We start from the raw sequence: 25,042 nt of genomic DNA, 5'->3' as shown, positions 1-25,042 counted from the left end.
GAGGCTCTGAATCTACCGGCTGGTAGAACGGCTGTGAGAGGTGGATCAGGTGATTCACGCCACGGCACACGCCCTGGCATGCTATTTGATCGCATACCCTCACCGACCGTCACGACTGTCACGGAACGAGACCCATGCCTGCGGAAGTCAAGGTGGAAGCCGGCGCCGGGCGACCGGACTCCCCGCCCCTCACGGAGCGGCAGGAGGCCCGTCGGCGCCGCATCCTGCACGCGAGTGCCCAGCTGGCCAGCCGGGGCGGTTTCGACGCCGTGCAGATGCGGGAGGTCGCCGAGTCCTCGCAGGTCGCGCTCGGCACGCTCTACCGCTACTTCCCGTCCAAGATCCATCTGCTGGTCGCCACGATGCAGGACCAGTTGGAGCACATGCACGGCACGCTCCGCAAGAAGCCCCCGAGCGGCGCGACGGCGGCCGAGCGCGTCGCCGAGACCCTGATGCGCGCCTTCCGCGCGCTGCAGCGTGAGCCCCATCTCGCCGACGCCATGGTCCGCGCACTGACCTTCGCCGACCGCAGCGTCAGCCCCGAGGTGGACCAGGTCTCCCACCAGACGACCGCGATCATCCTCGACGCCATGGGGGTGGAGAACCCGGGCCCGGAGCAGCTGTCGGCGGTCCGGGTCATCGAGCACACCTGGCACTCGGCCCTCATCACCTGGCTGTCCGGCCGCGCCTCGATCGCCCAGGTGAAGATCGACATCGAGACGGTGTGCCGCCTGCTCGACCTGACGGCCCCGGACCGGCGGACGCAGGCCTGAAGCGGGCAGGGAAGCCGCAGGAACGATCAGGAACAGCAGGGAAGCCGCAGGAACGACAGGGAAGCCGCAGGTACGGCAGGTACGGCAGGAAAAAGACCTACGAGACGGGTTCCTGTGCCGGTACCACTCATCCGGCATCAGGTGCTGGGGTCACCGTCAGGCCCTGTCCTGCTGCCTTCCGGCCTCTCAGCCCGACCGTCGACGTCGGCACCGGCGGATCTGCTGCCTCACGCCGCTGTCGGCTACTTCGGTCGGCTCCCTCACTCGTCTCGTAGGCCGATTTCCACAATAGAACGCCCCTCGCAGAAGACAACCCCCTGAAGGGAACTTTTTCTACTATTTCCGGCATTCCGGTCGGATGCGCCTCCTTCTACGCCACGGCCTCCAGTCCGCTCCAGCTCCGCCCGATCGCCTTCTCCCCCGCCCACCGGTCGAGCAGCCGGCGGGCCTCGTCCTCCGGGGCCGCGAGGGAGACACGCTGGGCGCCCGCGCGGGTCGCCCGGGGCTCCTTGTGGAGGGTGCCCTCGCTGCAGCAGGCGCAGTGGGTCGTCAGGGTGTCGGCCGGCTCGGCGGCGAAGCCGTGGTCGGCGAAGAGGGTGACGAGGGTGTCCAGGTCGTCCGGCTCACCGGCCGCGACCGTCACCTGGAACGTGGGCAGGTCGGACGGCTCGAAGAGCAGCAGCTCGTCGAAGACCGGGAAGGTCGAGCCGTCGACGACGCGTTCGCCGTTGGGCTCGCCGTCGTGGAGGACGATCTCGCCGTGGCGGCGGCCGCCGGTCACGGGAACGTTCAGCACGCGGCCGCGCGTCGGGCACAGCCGCTCTATCCACACCACCTCAGCCGCGCCGTCGGCGTCCAGGCGGACGCAGGCATGGCCGAAGCGGCCGTGGATCTCACCCTCGCCGTCGGGCAGGGTGATGCCGAAGCCGGCCCAGGCGTCGCGGGCGACGGCCCAGTCGCGGCGGACCGTGGCGGCGATGCCCAGGTTCCAGAAGGCGGGGTCGCCCTCTCCGCGCGGTGCGCGGGCGGCGGCCTGGACACCGAGTTCGTACGCCTTGTCCCAGTTGCGCAGGAACTTGTGGCCGAGGGCGGCGTCGTACCACCACTCCGCGCTCGGTCTCTCGTCCGGGAAATGGGCGAGCACCTGTTCGTAGAGGTCGGCGGCGCGCTGCCACTCCTCGGCGTCCCATGCCTCCCGCGCCTGCCTGATCAGTTCCCTGGCCTCGGACTTCCGCACGCTTTCCCGCCCCGACTTCCCGATCGTTCTCGTACCGACCGCAGAGCGTAGGCCGCTACTCCTCGGGCGGGAACACCGGCTCCCCGCTGCCCGGCAGGACGATCGCGATCGCCTCCACCGGGCAGCCCTCGGCCGCCTTCAGGATGCGTTCGTCGGCATCGGTGTCGGGGGCGACGGGGTGGGACTGCATGGCGGAGTCGAGGCGGAAGGCGTCCGGGGCCAGGTGCGTGCACTGGGCGGAGCCGATGCAGACGGCGCGGTCGACCTCCACGTGCCAGCGGTCACCCATCGCCGGTCACTCCTCCCCGTCGACGGTGAGGGTGGCGACGCCGGGCGGCTCGTACCCGGCCGGGAGGTGGATCATCTTGTGTTCCAGGTACTCGCCATAGCCCTCGGGGCCGAACTCCCGCCCCAGTCCTGAGTTCTTGTAGCCGCCGAAGGGGCCGAGCATGTCGAGGCTGAAGGTGTTGACGGAGTAGGTGCCGGTGCGGACCCGGCGGGCGATGTCGATGCCACGCTCGTCGTCGGCGGTCCAGACGCTGCCGCTGAGACCGTAGTCGGAGTCGTTGGCGATGCTTACGGCCTCGGCCTCGTCGCCGTACGGGAGGAGGCAGATCACCGGCCCGAAGATCTCCTCGCGGGCGATGCGCATGGAGTTGTCGACGTCGCCGAAGAGGGTGGGCTCCACGTACCAGCCTCGCTCCAGGCCGGCGGGGCGGCCGCCGCCGGTGAGGATCTTGGCGCCCTCCTCCTGGCCGATGCGGATGTAGTCGAGGCTGCGGCGCTGCTGGCGCTGGGCGACCAGGGGGCCGAGTTCGGTGGCCGGGTCGAGGGGGTCGCCGATCTTCAGCGCGGAGGCGTGGCCCGCGAAGGCCTCGGCGAACTCGTCGTAGCGGGAGCGGGGCACGAGGATGCGGGTCTGGGCGACGCACGCCTGGCCGTTGATCATCCAGGCGAAGGGGGCGATGCCGTTGACGGCGGTCTGCGCGTCGGCGTCCGGCAGGATCACCGCCGCCGACTTGCCGCCCAGTTCCAGAGTGACGCGGGTGAGGTTGCGGGCGGCGACCTCCATGACCCGTTTGCCCGCGGCGACCGAACCGGTGAAGGAGACCTTGTCCACGCCCGGGTGACCCACCAGGTACTCGCTGACCTCGCGGTCGGCGGGGAGGACGGACAGCACGCCCTCGGGCAGGCCCGCCTCGGCGGCGATCTCCGCCAACAGGTAGGCGTCCAGAGGGGTTTCGGGCGAGACCTTCAGGATGGCCGGGCAGCCGGCGAGGAGGGCGGGGGCGAGTTTCGCGGCGGCGGTGAACTGCGGGACGTTCCAGGGGACGACCGCCGCGACGACCCCGACCGGCTCGCGCCGTACGAGGATCTTGCCGAGCACGCCGTCGCGCCCCTCCTCGTACGTGAATCCGCGTGCCGTCGTGATCGCGGCGTCCCACACCAGCATCGACGCGAGCGCCTGCACCATCACGCTGGAGGTGACCGGGGTGCCGTTCTCGGAGCTGATGATCCGGGCGAACTCCTCGTGGCGTACGGCGAAGGCGTCCTTGATCCGGGTGACGACCTCGATGCGCTCGTCGAGGGTCATGTGCGGCCAGGGGCCGTGGTCGAAGGCGTGGCGCGCGGCGGCCACGGCCCGGTCGACGTCCGCGCGCGACGCGTGCGGGACGCGGCCGATGACCTCCTCGGTGTGCGGTGAGACCACCTCGATGACGTCGGTGCCCAGGGGGTCGGTCAACTCCCCGCCGATGAAGAGCTGTCCGTGTTCCACGAGTTCGGTCATGGCCGCTGCCTCCCGGAGCCACTTTCCACTTCTCTGACGTACCGTCAGTTTCTGGTAGAGAACTGATACCAGTTCCCGGGGGAGGAGTCCATGTCGTCCACCGACGCACGGCCACGGCCGTACGCTCGCACACCCATCCCTGGTGGAACTCGTTCTAGTTATAGTGAGTTCATGACACACGTGACCGATCACGGCGGAGGCGTACGGTCCATCGAGGTCCCCATCCCGGACAATCCGCTCGGCCACACCCTCGTGTACGTCGTCGACACCGACCGGGGGCCGGTCCTCGTCGACACCGGCTGGGACGACCCGGCGTCCTGGGACACGCTCGCCGCCGGGCTGACGGCGTGCGGCACGTCGGTCGCGGAGGTCCACGGGGTCGTGATCACGCATCACCATCCGGACCACCACGGCCTGTCGGGGGCGGTGCGCGAGGCGTCCGGGGCGTGGATCGCGATGCACGCGGCGGACACGGCGATCGTGCGGCGCACGCGCGGGACCGGCCCGGACCGCTGGTTCACGTACATGACGGACAAGCTCACGGCGGCGGGCGCGCCCGAGGAACACCTCGCGCCGCTGCGCGCCCCGCGCCGCCCCCGTGCCCTGCCCGGCTTCTCGCCCGCGCTCCCCGACCGTGAGATCGTCCCCGGCGAACTCCTCGACCTCCCCGGCCGCCGCGTCCGCGCGATCTGGACGCCGGGGCACACCCCGGGGCACGTCTGTCTCCACCTGGAGGAGGCGCACCCCTCCCGGCTGCCCGGCCGGGGGCGTCTGTTCTCCGGCGACCATCTCCTTCCCGAGATCAGCCCGCACATCGGCCTCTACGAGGACCCGGACGACGACACCGTCACCGATCCGCTCGGTGACTATCTCGACTCCCTGGAACGCATCGGCCGCCTCGGCCCCGCCGAGGTCCTGCCCGCCCATCAGTACGCGTTCACCGACGCCGCCGCCCGTGTGGGGGAACTGCTGGCCCACCACGAGTCCCGGCTCACCGGCCTGCTCACCCTCCTCGCGACCCCCCTCACCCCCTGGCAGCTCGCCGAACGCATGGAGTGGAACCGCCCCTGGTCCCAGATCCCCTTCGGCTCCCGCAACATCGCGGTCTCCGAGGCGGAGGCGCATCTACGGCGACTGGTGAAGCTGGGGCGGGCCGAGGCGGTGACGGGGAGCGATCCGGTCACGTACGTGGCGCTCTGAGGGCCGTCGCCCTCGGGTCCATGACATTTCGGGCCAACTCCTCTGCGGCTGACATGAGTTCGACCTCGCGGTCGGTCATCGTCGGGGTGGCCGCCCGGCGTCGCCCCGCCTCGACGAGCCCCTCCTCCGTCAGGGCGGAGGGGCCTTCGGGCTGGTGGGCGAGGAGGGAGACGAGGACGGCGTGGGCCATCGCCGCGCGCGAGTCGGCCACGTCGACGGCGACCTGCGCCAGGATCATCGCCGACATGCCCCAGTCGAGGCCGGGCGGCCCCTCCTCGGCGTTGCTCCAGTCGATGACCTGCGGACCTCGGGGCGTGAGGATGACGTTGTCCGGGTGCAGGTCCAGGTGGAGGACACGGGAGCCGGGGAGGGGGGCGGCGGGAGCCCGGTCGTGGGGCGGCAGAGCGTGGAGGGTGTGGAGGAGGCGGGCCAGGACGGCGCCCGCCCGCGCCGGGTCGAGCAGGCCGGCGGCCAGCGCTTCCAGCATCGTGGGGCCGGTCAGGCGCTCCAGCACCATCTCCGTGCGGGTCGCCGAGCGCACGCGCGGGACGGGGTATCCGTGACGCCGGACGTACGCCATGACCTCGGCCTCGGCCGCCGCGTCGCCCCAGCCGTCCCGGTAGCGCCTCAACACCCAGGCCGCGGTGCCCCCTCCCGAGCTCGCGGGGCCGCCGGTTCCGGCATGGTCGTCGGCGCCGGCACGGCCGTCGGTTCCGACACGGTCGCCGGCCCCGGCACGGCCGTCGGCGCCGTCGCGTCCGGTATGTCTGTCGGCTCCGTCACGGTCGTCGCGCCCGCCGGGGGCGGGGGGTTCGGCGAAGGAGGTGCGGGCGGCGTGGACGGGCGGCGTGGACTCGCCTTCGTCGAGGTGGAGTTCGTACACATCGGCCGTGCGGCCCGACCCCAGCAGTCTCCCCGTGCGCATGGCCCGAACCTATCCCGGCGCCCGGACGGCCCTCCGGCTTTTTGCTACCGGCAGGTACAGTGACCGGGTCGTCATCACACCCGTACAGGGGGAAGCCGGTGCAAATCCGGCGCTGACCCGCAACCGTGAGCCGGCCCCGCCAAGGGGGCGGCAAGTCGGACTGCCCTGAGCGAAGTTGTGACCGGCTCGCGTCACCGGCGGCCCGCCGGTGTACGGCACCGTCGAGGAATACGGAGCCGAGCCGCGCGGCGCTTCGCCGTGTGCCCGGCTCCCGTCAGGGAGAGGCAGCCGCCGATCATGCATGTCCGCCGCAGCGCCACGGTGGTCGCCGTACTGGCCGTCACAGCCGGACTCGGGACCGGTTTCGCGCCGGTCGCCTCCGCCGACGACGCCGCCTCCGTGTCCACCGACTCCTCCCCCGCTCCCGCCGCCTCGCCCTCGCAGGCGATCCCCACCGGGCTGTACGGCTCCACCGACCCCACCTACGACGGTGTCTGGCGGCAGTCCCTGGCGCTGCTCGCGCTGGACACGGTGGGCGAGGAGCCCGGTGCCGGGGCGGTGGAGTGGCTCGTCGGCCAGCAGTGCGCGAACGGGGCGTTCCCGGCGTACCGTCCCGACGCCACCGCTCCCTGCGACGCCGGGACGGCGGTCGACACAAACAGCACGGCCGCCGCCGTGCAGGCGCTCGCCGCTGTCGGCGGGCAGGACGCCGCCGCCCGGCGGGCCGTGCGCTGGCTGAAGGCCGAGCAGAACGAGGACGGCGGCTGGGGCTACACCGCCGGCGGGCCCAGCGACGCGAACTCGACGTCCGTCGTCATCGGCGCGCTGACCGCCGTGGGCGACGCCCCCGAGAAGCAGTCGAAGGACGGCAGCACGCCCTACGACGCCCTCCGCGCCCTCGCCCTGCCCTGCGGGGACGGCAAGGGCGGCAAGGGCGGCAAGGGGGGTGCGAAGGACGGCGGCGCCTTCGCCTATCAGCCCGACAAGAAGGGCGGCGGTCTCACCGCCAACGCCGACGCCACGGCGGCCGCCGTACTCGGCAGCCTGGGTGCGGGGTTCGCGGCCGGAGCGGGGAGCGGATCGGGGGCCCGCGGGGATTTCGCGAAGGAGTGTGTCCCGGGTGACTCCCCGGCGGACCTGGCCCACAACGGGGCCGTCCACCTGGCGGGCGACCTCGCCGCCGACGGCCACCTGACGTCCGCCCTCGCGGGCGCCGAGGACCAGCCCGACCACGGCAACACCGCCGACGCCGTCGTCGCGCTCGCCGCCGCCGGGGACCGGGGCGCGACCGAGAAGCCGCTCGCCTGGCTGGCGAAGAACTACGGCGCCTGGGCGGCCAAGGCCGGGCCCGCCGCGTACGCCCAGCTCGTCTTCGCCACGAACGCCGCCGGTGCCGACCCGCGTGACTTCGGCGGCGCGGACCTCGTGGCCCGGCTGAAGGACACCGGTCCCGCGCGCGACGTGGACGACTACTCCTCCGTGCCGAGCGACGACTCGGCCGGTTCGGGGGACGGCGACGGGCCGGGTGCGGGGGTGTGGTGGACGGCCGGTGCCGGGCTCGGGCTCGTCGTCGCGGCCGTGGCCGGGTTCGTGGCGGTGCGGGCCGGCAGGAAGCGGGGGGAGGCGTGACCGGGCACCGGCGGGACGGGGGACCGGGGCCGGCCTCGCGGCTCTGGCTCCGGTTGCGTGGTGGCGTGCTGCTGGGCGGCATCCTGCTCGTGCTGGGGGGTGTGGGCGCGGGGCAGGCCCAGGCCGCCGCTTACCGCTACTGGTCGTTCTGGGAGCGGGACGGTTCGGCCTGGGCGTACGCCACGCAGGGGCCGTCGACCGCGCGGCCGTCCGACGGGGACGTCCAGGGGTTCCGGTTCGCGGTCAGCCGCGACTCCGCGGACGCGGCCCGGCCGCGCGGGGGCGCCGGCTTCGCCGCGATCTGCGGGAGGACTGCCGCGCGGGACGGCGAGAAGCGGGTCGCGCTGGTCGTCGACTTCGGTACGGCGGCGGACGCACCGGACGGTGAGACACCTCCGGTGGCACGTACGGCGTGTGCGCGGATTCCGGACGACGCGAGTACGGCGGAGGCGTTGGCGTCCGTCGCGAAGCCGCTGCGGTACGACACGAACGCGATGCTCTGCGCGATCGCCGGATATCCGGGGAGGGGGTGTGGGGAGGCGGTCGGATCCGATGCGGACGCGGGTGCGGGTGCGGGGGCGGGTACGGACGCGGGTGCCGACGGGCGTACCGGTGCCGCGAGTTCGTCGCCCTCCGCCGCCTCCGACACGGAGGGCGGGCCCTCCGTCGGGCTGTTCGTGGGTGTGGGGGCCGTCGCCGTGCTCGGGGGCGCGGCGGTGTGGCAGGCGCGGCGGCGCCGGGGGTAGGGGAGCCTGATGCGGTGGTTCTCGGGACGCCCCGAGGCGGAGTCGGCCGGAGGTCGGTCCCGCGACTCGGCGGGACAGGCGACCGGCCCCGCGGCGCGGCGGACGGACGGTTTCGCGGTGCGGGCGCTCGGGGGCCGGCCCGCGGTCCGGGGGGCCGGTGTGCATGCCCTCGCCTGGTGGTCGTGGGCGCTCGGGCTGGGGGTCGCCGCGTCCCGGACCACGAACCCCCTGCTGCTCTGCCTCCTCGTCGCGGTCGCCGGGTATGTCGTGGCCACGCACCGGACCGACGCGCCCTGGGCCCGGTCGTACGCCGCGTTCGTGAAGCTGGGGTTGGCCGTTCTGGTCGTCCGGCTGGGCTTCGCGGTCGTGCTGGGCTCGCCCGTCCCCGGTACGCACACCCTGTTCACCCTGCCCGAAGTGCCGCTCCCCGCCTGGTCGCAGGGCATCCGGCTGGGCGGCCGGGTCACGACGGAGGGGGTGCTGTTCGCGCTGTACGACGGGCTGCGGCTGGCCGCCCTGCTGATCTGTGTCGGCGCCGCCAACGCCCTCGCGAACCCGGCGCGGCTGCTCAAGTCCCTCCCGGGCGCCCTGTACGAGGCGGGCGTCACGGTGGTGGTGGCGATGACGTTCGCGCCGCATCTGGTGGCGGACGTCCAGCGGTTGCGGTCCGCGCGACGCCTGCGCGGGCGGCCGGACCGGGGCGTGCGGGGGCTGCTGCAGGTCGGACTGCCGGTGCTGGAGGGCGCGTTGGAGCGGTCGGTCGCGCTGGCGGCCGCGATGGACGCGCGCGGCTACGGCCGTACCGCTCGGGTCCCCGCCCCGGTCCGCCGTACGACCGCCGCGCTCACCCTCGGCGGGCTCCTCGGCGTGTGCGCGGGAACGTACGGCGTACTGACCGCCGAGGGCGGCACCTACGGCCTCCCCGTCCTGCTCACCGGACTGGCCGCCGCGCTCACGGGCCTGCGGCTGGGCGGCCGGCGCTCGCCGCGCACCCGCTACCGGCCGGACGCGTGGGGCGTGCGCGCCTGGCTGGTGGCCGGCTCCGGCATCGCCGTCGCCGTGCTGCTGATCGTCCTCGCCGCGTACGACTCCGCCGCCCTGCACCCCACCGTCGTCCCCCCGACCTCCCCGGACCTCCCCCTCCGGCCGGCCGCCGCCGTCCTGCTGGGTCTGCTGCCCGCGTTCGTCGTGCCCGCCCCGCCGAGGGCCACCCGGCCCGGCTCCCCGCCGACCACCGCCCCACCGACGAAGGAACCCGCGTGATCCGCTTCGAGGATGTCTCCGTGACGTACGACGGAGCGGCCGAACCCACCGTCCGGGGCGTGGACTTCGAAGTCCTGGAGGGTGAACTCGTGCTGCTCGTCGGGCCGTCGGGCGTGGGCAAGTCGACGGTGCTCGGCGCGGTGAGCGGACTCGTGCCGCACTTCACCGGCGGCACCCTGCGCGGCCGGGTCACGGTGGCCGGACGGGACACCCGTACGCACCGACCGCGTGAACTCGCCGACGTGGTCGGCACCGTGGGGCAGGATCCGCTGTCGCACTTCGTGACCGACACCGTCGAGGACGAACTCGCCTACGGGATGGAGTCGTTGGGGATCGCTCCGGACGTGATGCGGCGGCGGGTGGAGGAGACGCTCGACCTGCTGGGGCTCGCCGGTCTCCGCGACCGGCCCATCGCCACGCTCTCCGGCGGCCAGCAGCAGCGCGTCGCCATCGGGTCCGTCCTCACCCCGCACCCGCGGGTGCTCGTCCTCGACGAGCCGACCTCCGCACTGGATCCGGCCGCCGCAGAGGAGGTCCTGGCCGTTCTCCAGCGGCTCGTGCACGACCTCGGCACCACCGTGCTCATGGCCGAGCACCGCCTGGAGCGCGTCGTCCAGTACGCCGACCGGGTCGCCCTCCTCCCGGCCCCCGGCGCCCCGCCGGTCCTCGGCACCCCGGCCGAGGTGATGGCGGTCTCCCCGGTCTACCCGCCGGTGGTGGACCTGGGCCGGGCGGCCGGCTGGTCCCCCCTCCCCCTGACCGTCCGCGCCGCACGCCGCGCGGCAGGCCCGCTGCGGGAACGCCTCGCGACGCTGACGCCGGACGCCGCATGCGCCCTTCAGGGCCGCGGGGAACCGCGAGATCAGCCACACGCCACCCGCGCCCCGCGTCTCACCGACGCTCCCGAACTCTTCCCGGCGCCGAAGCTCCCCCTGCTCCGGCGTCTCCTCGGCAGGCACGCCGCCCCCCACCCCCTCCCCCTGCCCAGCACACCGGCGGCCGTCGCGGCCCTCGATGTCCACCGCGGCCATGTCCATGCCCTCGCCCACATCGACCTCACCGTCACCCCCGGCGAGACGATCGCCCTCATGGGCCGCAACGGCGCCGGAAAGTCCACGCTGCTCGCGGCCCTGGTCGGACTGGTGGAACCGGCGGCCGGTTCGGTGCGGGTGGGCGGGCTGGTCCCGCACCGGACGGCGCCCGGGGATCTCGTACGCCGGGTCGGGCTCGTACCGCAGGAGCCCCGCGACCTCCTCTACACCGACACGGTCGCGGCGGAGTGCTCGGCGGCCGACCGGGACGCGGGGGCGGAGCCGGGCACGTGCCGGGAGCTCGTCTCGGAGCTGCTGCCCGGGGTCGGGGACGGTACGCACCCCCGGGATCTGTCGGAGGGGCAGCGGCTGGCCCTCGCGCTCGCGGTCGTCCTCACGGCCCGCCCACCGCTGCTGCTCCTCGACGAGCCGACCCGTGGCCTCGACTACGCGGCCAAGTCCCGCCTGGTCACGACCCTGCGTGCGCTCGCCGCGGCCGGCCACGCGATCGTCCTGGCCACCCACGACGTGGAACTGGCCGCCGAGCTGGCCCACCGCGTCGTGATCCTCGCCGACGGCGAGATCGTGGCCGACGGCCCGACCTCCGAGGTCGTCGTCGGCTCCCCGTCCTTCGCCCCGCAGGTCACGAAGATCCTCGCGCCCCAGACATGGCTGACCACGACGCAGGTGCGCGGCGCCCTGCGAGCCGTCCCGCCCCACTCCGAGGAACAGCCATGAGCGGCCCCTCCCCCACGAACCCCCACACCTCCGCCCACCCGGATCCGAGGCCGGCTCCGAACCCGGACCCGGACCCGGCCCTGAGGCCGACCCCGACCCCGACCCCGAGGCCGAAGAACCCCCGCCCCGTCCCCCTCTCCCCCCGCACCGTGGCCGCCCTCCTCCTCGTCAGCCTCGTCGGCGCGGCGGCCTTCGGCTGGCCCTTCTTCGCGGACCCCGGATCGCGGGTCACCGCGCACGCGCAGGACGCGCCCTGGCTGTTCGCGGGGCTGCTCGTCCTGCTGGTCGGGGTCGTCGGCGCGACGCTTTCGGAGGCCGGGCTGGGCGCGAAGGCCGTGGCGATGCTCGGCGTGCTCGCGGCGACCGGCGCCGCGCTGCGCCCCATCGGGGCCGGAACGGCCGGCATCGAGCCCATGTTCTTCCTCCTGGTGCTCAGCGGCCGGGTCCTCGGCCCCGGCTTCGGGTTCACCCTCGGAGCGGTGACGATGTTCTCGTCCGCGCTGCTCACCGGGGGCGTGGGGCCGTGGCTGCCGTTCCAGATGCTGTCGATGGGATGGTTCGCGATGGGGGCCGGGCTGCTGCCGGGCGCGCACCGCCTGCGCGGCCGCGGCGAACTCGCCCTGCTCGCCGTGTACGGTTTCGTCGCCGCCTTCGCGTACGGCACGGTCATGAACCTGTACGGCTGGCCCTTCATCGACACACTCGCCTCGAACATCGCCTTCGACGCGTCGGCGGACCCGGCCGCGAACCTCGCCCGTTTCCTCGCGTACTGCCTGGCCACGTCCCTCGGCTGGGACCTGGGCCGCGCGGTCGTCACCGCCGCCCTGACCCTCACCCTCGGCACCCCGCTGCTGAAGGCGCTGCGCCGGGCCACCCGCAGGGCCGCGTTCGAGAGCGCGGTCACGTTCAGCCCGCCCTCCCGGTGAACGCTCCGCGCAGCGAGGCTCACCGTCCGTCGCACGAGCCGTGAACCACCCCACAGGGCCCACATCACATACGAACCGGGGTCGTAGATCGAAGTTCATGGCATGCGCATGAGGAAATGCCCGCTGACCTGCGCAATGAGAGCCACGTCACAGACGGGGCTCTCGACGCGGATACGACCACAACTAGCAAAAGGGGTCATTGCGGACGTCCGCTCGGGCTGTTTCTCTGGATGAGTCGCACGGCGCCGACGAGCCCACCCGGGCCTCGGCGCCGACGTACGCCCCCACCGCACACCGCGTGGTGAAGGCATGCCCGCGACGACCATGTCCCCGTAGAAAAGGATCCCCGTGACCCGCTCCGCTCTCCGCCGCATCGCCTCCCCGAAGAAGGCCCTCGCCGGTGTCACCCTGGCCGCTGCCGCCACGGGTGCGCTGCTCGCCGCCGCGCCCGCCCAGGCCGCGTCGGAGGCCTCCCAGGCACAGGCTGTCGCGAAGAAGATGATCGGGAACTCGGCCCAGTACACGTGCTTCTCCCACATCGTCGACCACGAGAGCGACTGGAACATCCACGCGACGAACGCGTCCTCCGGCGCCTACGGCCTGGTCCAGGCGCTCCCCGGCTCGAAGATGTCCTCCGCGGGCTCCGACTGGAAGAACAACGCCGCCACCCAGATCAAGTGGGGCGTGGACTACATGAAGGACCGCTACGGCAGCCCCTGTGGCGCGTGGAACTTCTGGCAGGCCAACAACTGGTACTGATCCGGCACGACTCGCTCCACCCGGCCGAACCTACCGAACCGGCCGAACCGGACCGAAGGCGGCGGCCCCCGATCCCCGGGGCCGCCGCTTTCTTCGTCGTGTCGGTCCCGGATGCGGGGGCCGGGGCCGGGGCGGAGAATGGAGGGAGTCCCTGAAGTCCCTCCCACGCCCTGCGCATCGGGAGCCATGATGGACCGATCGGAACTCCTGGCGGTGTTCTACGGAACGGGTCCCGTCCCCGTCCTCTGGGCGACCGACTGTCCCGTGCACTTCGACGTGTGGCTGGCCTTCGCCGAACCGCCGCCGACTCCCCCGCCGACGCCACCGTCCTCACCCTCGGCCTCGTCCTCCTCCTCGTACCGGCAGGATCTGATCCTCGCCGTCCGCGAGGAGTACGGGGTCGAGCGGGCCCTGGAACGCCTGCAGGGGCTGCGGTTGACGGAGGCGGCCCGGCCGGTCGCGGCCGGGAGCTTCGTCGTGGCGCAGCTGACGCTGGAGGAACTGGTGACGGCGCTGCTGCCGTTGACCAGTCTCGCCGGGGTGGTGCGGGTCGCCCACGAACTCGCCGTCGAGAGCGGCGCGGAGGGGATCGACGCGGCACTGCGGGGGCACATCCGGGCACCGGCGACCAGCGAGATCCACGACAACATGCGGCGCCGGCAGGAACGCGGCCGGCAACTCACCTGGTTCCTCAACCTGTTGGCGAGGGTGGTGGCGGACGCGGGCGGGCGTCCGCGCGAACGGGACGTCACCGGCGTGCTCGTCCGCATGCTGGCCGAGGCCCTCCCGGACGTGTATCCGGTGCGGGGCGCCCACAGCCCGGTCGGACAGGTCGTCGACCGGCGGCAGAAGTACCCCGTGGTCTCCGTGACGACGAACCGCCGGGCCACCCGCGCGGTCGTACGGTCCCGGCGGACCATCAAAGCCGACGCCGCCGAGCAGGTGTTCTCGGTGGACAGCGCCTCCATCGGCTGGGCCGTCGTGGACAGCGGCATCGACGCGCGGCACTCGGCGTTCCACGAGTGGGACACCGCCGCCACACCGCCGCGCAGACTGGAGTCGCGCATCGCCCGCTCCTTCGACTTCACCTGCGTACGGGCGAAACTCCCGGACGACGCACTGGTCAACGGGCTGGTGAACTGGTCGGCCGCCCTGCCGTCCGTGGAGAGCGGCCCGGCCCCCGGCCCGCCCGCCCCGGGTCAGCCGGACCCCTACGTACCACCGGGCGACCAGCACGGCACGCACATCGCCGGGATCATCGGCGGGTGGTGGCCGGAGCTGGAGTTCAGGGGCATCTGTCCACGCATCCGGCTGTACGACTTCCGGGTGCTGAACGACGAAGGCGAGGGCGACGAGTTCTCCATCGTCACCGCGCTGCAGGCGATCCGTCACATCAACGAACAGGCCGGGCGGTTCGTCATCGCCGGGGTCAACCTCAGTCTGTCGGTGCCGCACGACGTCGCCACCCACTCCACGGGGTGGACACCGGTGTGCGTCGAGTGCGACCGGCTGACCCGGTCGGGGGTGGTCGTGGTGACGGCGGCCGGGAACGCCGGATTCACCGGGGCCGTACGCACGCTGGGCACCGGCTTCCAGGACATCAGCATCTCCGATCCCGGCAACGCGGAGTCGGTCATCACGGTCGGCTCCACCCACCGCAGCAATCCGCACCGCCACGGCGTCAGTTACTTCTCCAGCCGTGGTCCCACCGGCGACGGACGGCCCAAACCCGATCTGGTGGCGCCGGGGGAGGACATCGACGGACCGATCCCCGGCGAGGGTATCGCCGCCATGCACGGCACCAGCCAGGCGGCGGCACACGTCAGCGGGGCAGCGGCCATGCTGCTGGCCCGCTACCGCGAGTTGCTCGGCCGCCCCGAGCGCGTGAAGGAGATCCTCTGCGCGACGGCGACCGACCTCGCCCGTGAACGCGACTTCCAGGGCCATGGGCTCGTCGACGTGCTGCGCGCCATGCAGTCCGTGTGACGGCCGAGCCACCGGTCCGGCGAGGCAGGCGACCATGCTGACCTTCGATTTCCTCGACGCCCGCCACGGCGACTGCTTCCTCGTCCGCTGGGGCGCGGAGCAGGACGGACAGGCCCCCGAGAAGGGGCGCGGCCCGGACGACGAACGGGTCATGCTCGTCGACGGCGGCCCGGCCGGTGTCTACCGGGCCTCCCTCCAGGGCCGGTTGCACCGGCTCACCGGCCCGGACGGGGACCGCGCCGGCCGGGGCGGCGACCCGCCCGCGCACGACCCCCCGCGCGACGGCTCCCCTCCCCACCTCGACGTCGTCTGCCTCTCCCACGTCGACGACGACCACGCGGGCGGACTCGTCCGCCTCTTCCGGGACATGCGGCAGGCCCAGCAGGACGGTGAGGCCCTGCCGTACGAGGTGGACGCACTGTGGTTCAACGCCGTGGAGGAGCTGGTCGACCGGCACGCTCCCGGCCTGAGCGCCTCCGTCCACCCGCTCCTCGAACGCGCCGCCGCCTCCGAGGCGGCGGTGACCGCCAGCTACAACCAGGGCCGGGACATCCGCGACGCGGCCGTCGCCCTGCGCCTAGACGGCAACGCCCCCTTCCGCGGCCCCCTCACCGAGGGTGCCGAGGCCACCCTGCACGACCTGGACGTCACGGTCGTCGCGCCGGACGAGGGCGCGCTGGCCGAGCTGGCGGAGAAGTGGCACGAGGCGAGAAAGCGCGGCGACCCGGAGGTCATCTCGGCGGCCTACGCGGACGATTCGGTGCCGAACCTCTCCAGCATCGTGCTGCTCCTGCGGCACGCGGACGGCACCGCCCTGCTCACGGGCGACGCCCGCGGCGACCACGTCCTCGCCGGGCTGCGCGCCCTCGACCTGCTCGACGACGCCGCCCCGTTCCACGTCGGCCTGCTGAAGCTCCCGCACCACGGCAGCGACCGCAACGTGGAGCCGGACTTCTTCGAGCGGATCCGGGCCGACCACTACGTCATCTCGGCCGACGGCGTCCGCCACCACCACCCGGGCGAGGACACCCTGCGGTGGCTCGTCGAGTCCCGCGCGCCCGAGGACGAGTACGTCGTCCACCTCACCAACCACATCCCCTTCGCCGAGGAGGCGCTGGCGGAACTGCGGGCGGACCGGGCCTTCGAGGTCGATGTCAGGGGCCCCGCCGACCAGGCGCTCGTCATCACGATGGGAGACCGGCCATGACCAAGTCCCGGCACGCGCAGGACACCTTCACGCGACCCGCCCCCCACCCCGCACCGCCGGACGCCGCCCCCTCCCCCGCGGCGCGCACCGGCCCGTCCGACGGCCCGTCCTGGGCCGTCGACTCCCCCGCCCTCGGCACCGGCCTGACCGCCCGCCCCTGCGGGGACCCGCTCCGCCCGGCCGAACCGCCGCCCGCCACCGGCACCCCGGTCGCCCTCGCCCTCTCCGGCGGAGGCTTCCGCGCCACGCTCTCCGCCCTGGGTTTCGTCCGTCTGCTGGCCGACGCCGGGCTGCTCCGCCACCTGCGCTACTCGTCGTCCGTGTCCGGCGGCTCGATAGCGAACGCATGCCTGGCCACCGCCTGGCCGGCCCTGCGGGAGCGGAACTTCACCCCGCGAGCCGTGGACGAGCTGGTGACCGCCCCGGTCGTCGACCACGTCTGCGCCCACTCCCTCAAGCGTTCGCTGCTGCGCGACATCTGGCGCACCCTCGGCCCCACCACCCGCACCGACCTGCTGGCCCGGCGCCTCGACGACTGGTTCCTCGGCGGAACCGAGCTGGCGGACCTGGACCCCCAGGTCCGCTGGATCGTCAACGCCGCCAACATGACCACCGGCGTCCGCTTCACCTTCGAACGCGACGTGTACGGCGACTACTCCATCGGTCTCGCCCGCACGGCGGGCACGGGCCTGCGCCTCAGCCGCGCCGTCTCGGCCTCGGCCGCCGTGCCCGGACTCCTCCCGCCCGTGGTCCTCGACGGCTCCCCCTTCCCCTGCGCGGGCCACGACCCGGCCCTCCTGGACGGCGGCACCTACGACAACACCGGCCTGGAAGCCATCGACAGCGACCGCTACCGCCATACGTTCCTGTGCGCCCTCAACGCGGGCGGCCTGCTGCGTCCCGGCATGTACGGCCGCGTCCCGGTGATCCGCGACCTGGCGAGGGCCAACTCGCTCCTCTACCGCCAGAGCACCACGCTCCGCACCCGGGCCACGATCGAGCGTTTCCAGCGCGCCGCGGCGCTCGGCCCCGTCGGCGAACTCCCCGCCGGGGCCCGCCGGGGCATCCTGGTCCAGCTCTCCACGGACTTCCCGGCCGCGGACCCGCTCCCGCGCCGCTGGCGCGCGGCCTTCCCGGAACACCGCACGCACGACGGCCGCGACCTCGCCCTCGTCCCCACCGTCTTCGACCGTCTCAGCCCGTCCCTGTGCCGGGCCCTGATCCACCGGGGCTGGTGGCTCGGCGGCGCCGCTCTCGCCGCCTACCACCCCGGGCTGCTCCCGTCCGACCTGACGGCCCTCGACCCACCGGAGCTGTGAGCGCCCTCGACACGGCCCCGGCGCCCCGCCCACCCCGGGTTCAGCACACCCCGGGTTCAGCACACCCGGCCCGGCTCCCCGTCCGGCAGGTACAGCGCCCGCTCCTGCCGGGTGAGGTCGCGGTGGACCGCCCGGCAGATGCCGGTGACCGCCTCGGCCGGGAGCGGCAGGTCCACCTCCCACAGGCTCAGGCGGTCGCGGCGGTCGCCGACGGCGAGGGTGCGGCCGTCGGGGCTGAACGCCGGCCGCACCGCGCCGCCCCCGTCGGGGAAGCTCGCGCGCGCGTACCTCGTGGCGGTGTCCCACAGCCGCACCGCGCCGCCGCCGACCGTGGCGAGCGTACGGCCGTCGGGGCTGAACGCCAGCTCGGCGGGGCCCTCCGTGAGGCTGACGGTGAGCGTGGCGTCGAGGTGTCCGGTGCCGGTGTTCCACAGCCGTACCGTGCCGTCGGAGTCGGCGGAGGCGAGCGTACGGCCGTCCGGGCTGAAGGCCATCGCCTCCACCTGCCGGAAGAAGGGGGGCGGGCCGCCCTTCGCCGTCCTCGGCGAGACGCTGCTGCGGGGTTCGCCGAGCGTGGACCGGACCCGCCCGGTGGCCGGGTCACGGAGCCGGATCTCTGCGTCCCCGCTCCCGGTGGTGGCGAAGACGTCTCCCGTGGGGCTGAACGCCAGTGGCGAGCCCTCCTCGGCCTCGGGGAGTTCGGCCCGCGGGCGCCCGGTGCGGACGTCCCACAGCACGAGTCCCTCGCCCACCGTCACCAGCGTCCTTCCGTCGGGGCTGAACGCCATCCCGTTGACGAACCGGACCGGGAACGTGGTCCGGATGCGACGGGTGGCGACGTCCCACAGCTGTCCCCGGGAGCGTTCGGTGACGGCCAGGGTCCTGCCGTCGGGACTGAAGAGAACCGGTCCGCCGCCGGTCAGCCCGTCGGCGAGGGTGCCCCGCGGACGGCGAGTGTCCGCGTCCCACAGCCGGATCACACCACGGGTCCTCCCCTCGCGCACCGTCGTTTCGACGCTGCTGGTGGCGATGGTGTCGCCGTCGGGGCCGTAGGCCACCGACTGCAGGTCTCCGCCGGGGACGTCCAGCGTGGCGCGGGGGCGGTCCGTGCCCACCTTCCACAGCCGGACCCCGACGTCGCCGCCGCCGAAGCTGCCGGCCTCGTCGCCCGTCGCCAGCCGGTCCCCGTCGGGGCTGAACGCCACCGACATCACGGGGCTGGTGTGGCCGGTGAGGGTGGTGCGGGCCCGTCCGGTGGCGAGGTCCCACAGGCGTACCGTGCCGTCGTAGCTGCCGGCGGCCAGGGTCCTGCCGTCCGGGGCGAACGCCATGGACTCCACGCGGCTGCTGGCGCTGGTGAGCGTGGTCCGCTGTCTGCCGTCGGCCACGTTCCACAGATGGACGGTGCCGTCCTCGGTGCCGGTGGCCAGGGTCTTCCCGGCGCGGTCGAAGGCCAGTGAACTGACCACTCCCGTGGCGCTCCTGAGGGTGAACAGCACGCGACCGGTCTCCAGGTCCCACAGCTGCGCGGTGTGGTCCCGGACGCTGGTGGCGAGGGTGCGTCCGTCGGGACCGAACGCGACCGCCATCTCCAGACCGGTGGGCCCCCGGAGCGTGGTCGTGACGCGGCCGCCGGCCACGTCCAGCACCTGCCCGCTCTCCGTGACGGCCAGCGCGCGCCCGTCGCCGTCGAAGCCCACCGCCGCCATGTTGTCGTCGTCGGGCTCACGGACGGCGACCGAGGCCCGGACGCGCCCGGTGTCGGGGTTCCACAGCCGCGCCTCGTCGCTGCCGCCGGTGGCGAGGGTCCTGCCGTCCGGGCCGAAGGCCAGGGTGCGGACGAACGCGGGGGTGTCCTGGTCCGCACGGCCGCCGAACACCTTCCGGGTACGGCCGGTCGCCGGGTCCCACAGCCGTACCGTGCCGTCGAAGGCTCCGCTGGCGAGGGTTCTGCCGTCGGGGCTGTAGGCCAGGGCCGACACGGTCGCGGTGTGTCCCGTCAGCCGGTGCTCCAGGGGTACGGCCGCGGCGGCGTACAGGCTCCGTGTGGCCTCGCGGGTGGGGCTCGTCCGGTACGCCTTGATGGCCAGCAGCGAGGCGAGATCGGTGTCGCTGTCCAGCAGCGCGGCGGACTGGGCGGCCAACTGACGGGAGAGGCCGTCCCGTTGGGCGTCCAGGGCGCTGCGGCGCTGCCAGTAGGCGACGGCGGTCGCGGTGAGCGCGAGGGCGAGGAGGCAGGCGAGGGAGCCGACGAGGACGCGGAGCCGGCGGGTGGTCCGCGCGCGGGCGCGTTCCTCCTGGTCGAGGGCGGAGATGCCGGCGGCGAGGAACGCGGCTTCGCGGTCGGTCAGGTCGTCGGTGTGGCGCGGCCCGCCGAAGTACTCCCGTGCCGTGGCGAGCCGGCTCCCCCGGTACAGCGCGCCGGCGTCGCGGCCCAGTTCCTCCCAGGCGCGGGCCGCCTCGGTCAGCTGCCGGTGGGCCCGCAGACGGTCCCGGTCCTCCTCGATCCAGCCGCGCAGCCGGGGCCAGGCCGTGATGAGCGCCTCGTGGGCGAGGTCGACGGCCGGGCCGTCGAGGGTGAGCAGGCGGGCCCGGGTCAGGGCCTCCAGGACCTCGGCGACCTCCTCCCGGCCGGTGCCCGTGGCCTCCAGCTCGGCCCGGTCGGCGGGCCTGCGGGTGTCGGGCGTGCCGTCGCCGGGGGAGATCAGCCGCAGCAGCACCCGGCGGGCCGTCACCGCCTGGGCCTCGGTGAACCGGCCGTACACGTCCTCGGCGGTCTTGGCGATGGCCCCGTCCAGGCCACCGGCCGCCTCGTACCCGGCGAGGGTCAGCGTCTTGCCCCTGCGGCGCCGCCAGGTCTCCAGCAGTACGTGGGACAGCAGCGGCAGACCGCCGGGCGCGTCGGTGATCTCCTCGACCAGCCGTGTGGTCAGGGCCCGCTCCACGGTCAGTCCGGCGGCCGCGGCGGGCTTGACGACGACCTCGCGCAGCTCCGCCGGACTCATCGGCCCGGCCAGCAGGTTGGCGTCCCCCAGCGCCGCGGCCAGCTCGCGGTGTTCGGCGCAGCGGCCGTAGAAGTCCGCGCGCACGGCGATCAGGACGCGCAGCCGGCTCCCGGGATCGCGGGCGGTGAGCAACAGGTCGATGAACCGGGTCCGTTCGGCCGTGTCGTGGCAGAGGGTGAAGACCTCCTCGAACTGGTCGACGACCACGAGGGTGTCGCCGGCGGCGCTGGAATCGCCCGGAGCGCTCGCCTCCCGGAGCAGCTCGTGAGTGCGGGCCAGTTGGTCGCCGGGCGTCAGGATCCGGATCCCGGACAGCCGGCGGCCCTGCTCCCTCGACTCCCTCGACTCCCTCGACTCCCTCGACTCCCTCGACTCCCTCGACTCCCTCGACTCCCTCGACTCCCTCGACTCCCTCGACTCCCTGAGGAGGGGTATCAGACCGGCGCGCAGCAGGGAGGACTTGCCGATCCCCGACGGACCGAAGACGGCCGCGAACCTGCGGCGGCTCAGCAGTCCGGCCAGCTCGGCGGTGAGGCGGTCCCGGCCGAAGAAGAGCCCGCTGTCGCCGGTCTCGAACCTGGCCAGCCCGCGGTACGGCGGTTCCGCTTCCGCCCCCTCGTTCTCCGGGTCGAACGTGGCGGCCTCCTCGACCGCCCGGTGCCAGCGGCTCTCCCACTCCGCGAGGTCGCCTCCGCAGGCCCCGACGAAGGCCAGGGCCACCGGCAGCGTGGGCAACTGCTCTCCGCCGGCCGCCTGGGAGAGGGTGGTGATCGAGTAGCCCGCGCGCGTGGCCATCGCCCGGTAGGTGAGGCCGCCCGCCTCGGTCCGCAGCTTCCGCAGCTCGAACGCGAACCGCTGCACCGGTCCGGCCCCCGGATCGACCGGCACCTCACGACGACCCGCCACCGCGCTGTTCCCCTCCGCCACACCCGTACCGTCCCGGACAACCAACGTACGCATCCGGCCACCTAAGCGGAGAGATGGCGTCCGGCCATTGTTTGGCAGGCTCGACACCCCTGCCTGACAATGCGCGATCCGGTGGAATCGGTGCTGTGGGCGGTACGGGGGCCACGCACGGAGCGGCACGACCACGGGGGACATGCCGCTCACGGGGGAAAGGGCGGCGCGACCGGCCGCCACGGGGGAAGAGGCGGCACGGAGACCTGCCGCACGGGGGAAGAGGCGGCACGGGGGACGTGGCCGCACGGGGGAAGGCCCTGCTGGCCGCGGGACGACCAGCAGGGCCACCTCTGCCTCCGGCCCCGACAGCCCCCGCCCGCGCCAGCGCTCCGAGACCGCGCACCCCTGGCGCCACGGTCCGCCGCCACGAACCACCGGCCGCCCCGCCCCGGGGGCCGGACAGCCCACGGCCACAGCCCCACGAGCCGGAGACCTTCGCCCCCAGCCCGTCAGAACCGTCGCCCTCCCCGCTTCACAGCCTCACAGCCTCACAGCCTCACAGCCTCACAGCCTCTGAATGATCGTCCCCGTCGCCAGCCCCCCACCCGCGCACATCGTCACCAGCGCGAACTCCTTGTCCGTCCGCTCCAGTTCGTGCAGGGCGGTCGTGATGAGCCGCGCGCCCGTCGCTCCCACCGGGTGTCCGAGGGCGATCGCGCCGCCGTTGACGTTCACCTTCGCCAGGTCCTGGTCGAAGACCTGCGCCCAGCTCAGCACCACCGACGCGAAGGCCTCGTTGATCTCGACGAGGTCGATGTCCTTGAGCGACATCCCCGCCTTCCCCAGCACCGCCTTGGTCGCGTCGATCGGTCCGTCGAGGTGGAAGTGGGGGTCGGAGCCGACCAGCGCCTGGGCGACGATCCGCGCCCGGGGCCGCAGCTTCAGCGCCCGAGCCATCCGCTTCGAGGCCCACATGATCGCCGCCGCGCCGTCGCTGATCTGCGAGGAGTTGCCCGCCGTGTGGACCGCCGTCGGCATGATCGGTTTCAGACGGGCCAGCGCCTCCGCGGACGTGTCCCGCAGCCCCTCGTCGTGGTCGACGAGCCGCCACATGCCCTGCCCGGCCCCCTGCTCCGCCTCGGTCGTCGGCACCTGGACGGCGAAGGTCTCCTTCTTGAACCGCTCCTCGGCCCACGCGGCGGCGGCCCGCTCCTGGGAGAGCAGCCCGAGCGCGTCCACGTTCTCCCGGGTGAGCCCCCGATGCCGGGCGATCCGTTCCGCCGCCTCGAACTGGTTGGGCAGGTCGACGTTCCACTCCTCCGGGAACGGCTTGCCGGGCCCGTGCTTGGACCCCGACCCGAGCGGCACCCGGGACATGGCCTCGACGCCGCAGCTGATCCCGACGTCGATGACGCCCGCCGCGACCATGTTGGCCACCATGTGCGAGGCCTGCTGCGAGGAACCGCACTGGCAGTCGACCGTGGTCGCGGCCGTCTCGTACGGCAGGCCCATGGTCAGCCAGGCCGTGCGCGCGGGGTTCATGGACTGTTCGCCGGCGTGGGTCACCGTGCCGCCGACGATCTGCTCGACGCAGTCGGCGGGGATGCCGGTACGACCGAGGAGTTCACGGTAGGTCTCGCCCAGCAGGTAGGCGGGGTGCAGGTTGGCGAGCGCGCCACCGCGCCTGCCGATGGGGGTGCGTACGGCTTCGACGATCACGGGTTCCGCGGCCATGGGGATTCCTCTCAACGGTTACCCGCGCGGCGCGGGGCGTCCCGGCCCGGCCCGCCACGCAGAACTAGTACGCGTTCTAGTTCTCCTCAGCAGTCTGCTGAGCGCGGCTCCGCCACCGCAAGGGGCGTGCGGCAACTGAAAAGCCCGTACCCCTTGCTTGTTGTAGAACCCGTTACTACGGTCACCGCAATTCTCTCTGTCTGATGCTCCGTCAGGAGTCGCCGATGCCCTGTCCAGCGCTGCCCGACGGGTTCGACTTCACCGACCCCGACCTGCTGCACCACCGTGTCCCCCTCCCGGAGTTCGCCGAACTGCGCCGCACGGAACCGGTCCACTGGATTCCGCAGGCACCCGGCATCGCGGGCTTCGCGGACGAGGGCTACTGGGCCGTCACCCGGCACGCGGACGTCAAGTACGTCTCCACGCACCCGGAGTTGTTCTCCTCGACGGTCAACACCGCGATCATCCGCTTCAACGAGCACATCGAGCGCGACGCGATCGACGCCCAGCGGCTGATCCTGCTGAACATGGACCCGCCGGAGCACACCCGGGTCCGCCAGATCGTGCAGCGCGTCTTCACCCCGCGGGCGATCCGCGCGCTGGAGGACAACCTGCGCCACCGCGCCCTCGCCATCGCCCGGGAGGCCGGCGCCCACGCCGGGCCCTTCGACTTCGTCACCGAGGTCGCCTGCGAACTCCCCCTGCAGGCCATAGCCGAGCTGATCGGCATCCCGCAGGAGGACCGCATCCGGATCTTCGAGTGGTCGAACCGGATGATCTCCTACGACGACCCGGAGTACGCGATCACCGAGGAGGTCGGCCAGCAGTCGGCGATGGAACTCATCGCCTACGCCATGAACATGGCCGCCGACCGCAAGCAGTGCCCGGCGAAGGACATCGTCACCACCCTGGTGGCCGCCGAGGACGAGGGGAACCTCGCCTCCGACGAGTTCGGCTTCTTCGTGCTGATGCTGGCGGTCGCCGGCAACGAGACGACCCGCAACGCCATCACCCACGGCATGCACGCCTTCCTCACCCACCCCGGCCAGTGGGACCTCTACAAACGCGAACGGCCGGCGACGGCGGCCGAGGAGATCGTCCGCTGGGCGGCCCCGGTCAACGCCTTCCAGCGCACCGCCACCCAGGACCTCGAACTCGGCGGCCGGCGGATCAGGAAGGGGGACCGCGTCGGCATCTTCTACGCCTCCGCCAACCACGACCCGGACGTCTTCACCGACCCCGACGCCTTCGACATCACCCGTGACCCCAACCCCCACCTCGGTTTCGGCGGCGGAGGCCCGCACTTCTGCCTCGGCAAGTCCCTGGCCGTCCTGGAGATCGACCTGATCTTCAACGCGATCGCCGACGCGATGCCCGGTCTCCGGCTGGCCGGCGAACCGAGCCGGCTGCGCTCCGCATGGATCAACGGAGTCAAGCACCTGCAGGTGACCACGGCCTGAGGGCCTCGCCCCGCAGTGCTCGGGCCGACGGCCTCCCGGCGCCGTCGGCCCGTCCCGATGGAGGCAGGGGCGCAGCCCCCTACGCCCCGCCCCTGCCTCCGTCGTTCTGCCGGGAGACCGGCGACAGGCCGCGGTCCACGCGTGGGCGCTCATCCGGTTCTCCGGGCTCCTGCCGGGGCACGATGGTCCTCGGCCCCGTCAGGAGGTACGTCAGGCCGAAGCCCGCGCCCACCACCACCGCGCCGCCGGCCGCGTCGAGGACCCAGTGGTTGCCGGTCGCCACGATCGCCAGGACGGTGAGGAAGGGATGCAGCAGGCCCAGCACCTTCATCCACGCCCTGGGCGCGACCAGCGCGATCGTGAGCCCGCACCACAGCGACCAGCCGAAGTGCAGGGACGGCATGGCCGCGTACTG

Annotated in this window: 19 protein-coding genes; 12 read left to right on the top strand and 7 right to left on the bottom strand. The window is 73.4% G+C overall.

Annotation, left to right across the window (positions count from 1 at the left end; genetic code table 11):
* The first annotated feature begins 134 nt into the window (after positions 1-134).
* Positions 135-773 (top strand): TetR family transcriptional regulator, encoded by a 639-nt coding sequence (locus ACZ6BB_RS15825; RefSeq protein ID WP_471615767.1) that lies wholly within the window; start codon positions 135-137, stop codon positions 771-773.
* A 370-nt stretch (positions 774-1,143) separates the two neighbouring features.
* Here the strand turns inward: ACZ6BB_RS15825 and ACZ6BB_RS15820 are convergent, their stop codons facing one another.
* From ACZ6BB_RS15820 to ACZ6BB_RS15810, 3 genes are read right to left on the bottom strand one after another with little or no spacing between them, the layout of a single operon-like run.
* Positions 1,144-2,010 carry a tetratricopeptide repeat protein gene (locus ACZ6BB_RS15820; RefSeq protein WP_471615766.1) on the bottom strand — a complete coding sequence of 289 codons (867 nt, stop codon included), beginning with the start codon at positions 2,008-2,010 and terminating at the stop codon, positions 1,144-1,146.
* Positions 2,011-2,065: 55 nt separating this feature from the next.
* Entirely contained in the window at positions 2,066-2,299 is a 234-nt protein-coding gene (locus tag ACZ6BB_RS15815; protein WP_471615765.1) for a ferredoxin, read from the bottom strand.
* A 6-nt stretch (positions 2,300-2,305) separates the two neighbouring features.
* The gene (locus tag ACZ6BB_RS15810) at positions 2,306-3,799 is read right to left on the bottom strand and encodes an aldehyde dehydrogenase (protein ID WP_471615764.1); all 1,494 of its coding nucleotides are present in this window, start codon (positions 3,797-3,799) and stop codon (positions 2,306-2,308) included.
* Positions 3,800-3,970: 171 nt separating this feature from the next.
* Between ACZ6BB_RS15810 and ACZ6BB_RS15805 the strand changes: the two genes are divergently transcribed.
* Complete coding sequence (locus tag ACZ6BB_RS15805; RefSeq protein ID WP_471615763.1) at positions 3,971-4,999, top strand: MBL fold metallo-hydrolase; 1,029 nt, start codon at positions 3,971-3,973, stop codon at positions 4,997-4,999.
* Here ACZ6BB_RS15805 and ACZ6BB_RS15800 read toward each other — a convergent pair.
* Positions 4,980-5,924, bottom strand: a complete 945-nt coding sequence (locus ACZ6BB_RS15800) for a phosphotransferase (protein WP_471615762.1) — start codon at positions 5,922-5,924, stop codon at positions 4,980-4,982. The genes ACZ6BB_RS15805 and ACZ6BB_RS15800 overlap by 20 nt on opposite strands.
* 297 nt (positions 5,925-6,221) lie before the next feature.
* Between ACZ6BB_RS15800 and ACZ6BB_RS15795 the strand changes: the two genes are divergently transcribed.
* The 9 genes from ACZ6BB_RS15795 (at position 6,222) to ACZ6BB_RS15755 (ending at position 17,528) form a co-directional block, all read left to right on the top strand.
* Positions 6,222-7,553, top strand: coding sequence for a prenyltransferase/squalene oxidase repeat-containing protein (locus ACZ6BB_RS15795; protein WP_471615761.1), 1,332 nt, complete (start codon positions 6,222-6,224; stop codon positions 7,551-7,553).
* 53 nt (positions 7,554-7,606) lie between these two features.
* Entirely contained in the window at positions 7,607-8,299 is a 693-nt protein-coding gene (locus ACZ6BB_RS15790; protein ID WP_471616151.1) for an SCO2322 family protein, read from the top strand.
* Between the two features lie 9 nt (positions 8,300-8,308).
* Positions 8,309-9,562, top strand: coding sequence for an energy-coupling factor transporter transmembrane component T (locus ACZ6BB_RS15785; RefSeq protein WP_471615760.1), 1,254 nt, complete (start codon positions 8,309-8,311; stop codon positions 9,560-9,562).
* Positions 9,559-11,331: an ABC transporter ATP-binding protein gene (locus ACZ6BB_RS15780; protein ID WP_471615759.1), complete on the top strand. Its 1,773-nt coding sequence runs from the start codon at positions 9,559-9,561 to the stop codon at positions 11,329-11,331. Before ACZ6BB_RS15785 ends, ACZ6BB_RS15780 begins: the two co-directional genes overlap by 4 nt.
* Entirely contained in the window at positions 11,328-12,257 is a 930-nt protein-coding gene (locus ACZ6BB_RS15775) for an ECF transporter S component (protein WP_471615758.1), read from the top strand. The genes ACZ6BB_RS15780 and ACZ6BB_RS15775 overlap by 4 nt, the downstream gene beginning before the upstream one ends.
* A gap of 348 nt (positions 12,258-12,605) precedes the next feature.
* Entirely contained in the window at positions 12,606-13,016 is a 411-nt protein-coding gene (locus ACZ6BB_RS15770; protein WP_471615757.1) for an aggregation-promoting factor C-terminal-like domain-containing protein, read from the top strand.
* Between the two features lie 186 nt (positions 13,017-13,202).
* A complete protein-coding gene (locus ACZ6BB_RS15765; protein WP_471615756.1) occupies positions 13,203-15,002 on the top strand; it encodes a S8 family serine peptidase in 1,800 nt (599 codons plus the stop codon).
* Between the two features lie 34 nt (positions 15,003-15,036).
* Complete coding sequence (locus ACZ6BB_RS15760; protein WP_471615755.1) at positions 15,037-16,209, top strand: ComEC/Rec2 family competence protein; 1,173 nt, start codon at positions 15,037-15,039, stop codon at positions 16,207-16,209.
* The gene (locus ACZ6BB_RS15755) at positions 16,206-17,528 is read left to right on the top strand and encodes a patatin-like phospholipase family protein (protein ID WP_471615754.1); all 1,323 of its coding nucleotides are present in this window, start codon (positions 16,206-16,208) and stop codon (positions 17,526-17,528) included. Before ACZ6BB_RS15760 ends, ACZ6BB_RS15755 begins: the two co-directional genes overlap by 4 nt.
* Before the next feature lie 56 nt (positions 17,529-17,584).
* Here ACZ6BB_RS15755 and ACZ6BB_RS15750 read toward each other — a convergent pair whose 3' ends face one another.
* Together ACZ6BB_RS15750 and ACZ6BB_RS15745 are read right to left on the bottom strand one after the other, a co-directional pair.
* On the bottom strand, positions 17,585-21,493 hold the full coding sequence (locus ACZ6BB_RS15750) for an nSTAND1 domain-containing NTPase (protein WP_471615753.1): 3,909 nt from the start codon (positions 21,491-21,493) through the stop codon (positions 17,585-17,587).
* 504 nt (positions 21,494-21,997) lie between these two features.
* The gene (locus tag ACZ6BB_RS15745; protein ID WP_390803492.1) at positions 21,998-23,167 is read right to left on the bottom strand and encodes a steroid 3-ketoacyl-CoA thiolase; all 1,170 of its coding nucleotides are present in this window, start codon (positions 23,165-23,167) and stop codon (positions 21,998-22,000) included.
* Between the two features lie 224 nt (positions 23,168-23,391).
* On the opposite strand from ACZ6BB_RS15745, the gene ACZ6BB_RS15740 reads away from it, so the two are divergent.
* The gene (locus ACZ6BB_RS15740) at positions 23,392-24,627 is read left to right on the top strand and encodes a cytochrome P450 (protein ID WP_471615752.1); all 1,236 of its coding nucleotides are present in this window, start codon (positions 23,392-23,394) and stop codon (positions 24,625-24,627) included.
* 79 nt (positions 24,628-24,706) lie between these two features.
* Here the strand turns inward: ACZ6BB_RS15740 and ACZ6BB_RS15735 are convergent.
* Positions 24,707-25,042 (bottom strand): phosphatase PAP2 family protein (locus tag ACZ6BB_RS15735; protein WP_471615751.1); only part of this gene is annotated, 336 nt, incomplete at its 5' end.

Source organism: Streptomyces sp. NPDC041108 (assembly GCF_055592645.1).
The sequence above is the reverse complement of the archived record's forward strand: the minus strand, read 5'-3'. Positions and strand labels throughout refer to the sequence as shown.

What these genes read in the sequence shown, in the direction of transcription:
- ACZ6BB_RS15825 (WP_471615767.1), top strand. Translation starts at nt 135, where the DNA reads ATGCCTGCGGAAGTCAAGGTGGAAGCCGGCGCCGGGCGACCGGACTCC.
- ACZ6BB_RS15815 (WP_471615765.1), bottom strand. Translation starts at nt 2,299, where the DNA reads ATGGGTGACCGCTGGCACGTGGAGGTCGACCGCGCCGTCTGCATCGGC.
- ACZ6BB_RS15810 (WP_471615764.1), bottom strand. Translation starts at nt 3,799, where the DNA reads ATGACCGAACTCGTGGAACACGGACAGCTCTTCATCGGCGGGGAGTTG.
- ACZ6BB_RS15805 (WP_471615763.1), top strand. Translation starts at nt 3,971, where the DNA reads ATGACACACGTGACCGATCACGGCGGAGGCGTACGGTCCATCGAGGTC.
- ACZ6BB_RS15800 (WP_471615762.1), bottom strand. Translation starts at nt 5,924, where the DNA reads ATGCGCACGGGGAGACTGCTGGGGTCGGGCCGCACGGCCGATGTGTAC.
- ACZ6BB_RS15795 (WP_471615761.1), top strand. Translation starts at nt 6,222, where the DNA reads ATGCATGTCCGCCGCAGCGCCACGGTGGTCGCCGTACTGGCCGTCACA.
- ACZ6BB_RS15785 (WP_471615760.1), top strand. Translation starts at nt 8,309, where the DNA reads ATGCGGTGGTTCTCGGGACGCCCCGAGGCGGAGTCGGCCGGAGGTCGG.
- ACZ6BB_RS15775 (WP_471615758.1), top strand. Translation starts at nt 11,328, where the DNA reads ATGAGCGGCCCCTCCCCCACGAACCCCCACACCTCCGCCCACCCGGAT.
- ACZ6BB_RS15765 (WP_471615756.1), top strand. Translation starts at nt 13,203, where the DNA reads ATGATGGACCGATCGGAACTCCTGGCGGTGTTCTACGGAACGGGTCCC.
- ACZ6BB_RS15760 (WP_471615755.1), top strand. Translation starts at nt 15,037, where the DNA reads ATGCTGACCTTCGATTTCCTCGACGCCCGCCACGGCGACTGCTTCCTC.
- ACZ6BB_RS15755 (WP_471615754.1), top strand. Translation starts at nt 16,206, where the DNA reads ATGACCAAGTCCCGGCACGCGCAGGACACCTTCACGCGACCCGCCCCC.
- ACZ6BB_RS15750 (WP_471615753.1), bottom strand. Translation starts at nt 21,493, where the DNA reads ATGCGTACGTTGGTTGTCCGGGACGGTACGGGTGTGGCGGAGGGGAAC.
- ACZ6BB_RS15745 (WP_390803492.1), bottom strand. Translation starts at nt 23,167, where the DNA reads ATGGCCGCGGAACCCGTGATCGTCGAAGCCGTACGCACCCCCATCGGC.
- ACZ6BB_RS15740 (WP_471615752.1), top strand. Translation starts at nt 23,392, where the DNA reads ATGCCCTGTCCAGCGCTGCCCGACGGGTTCGACTTCACCGACCCCGAC.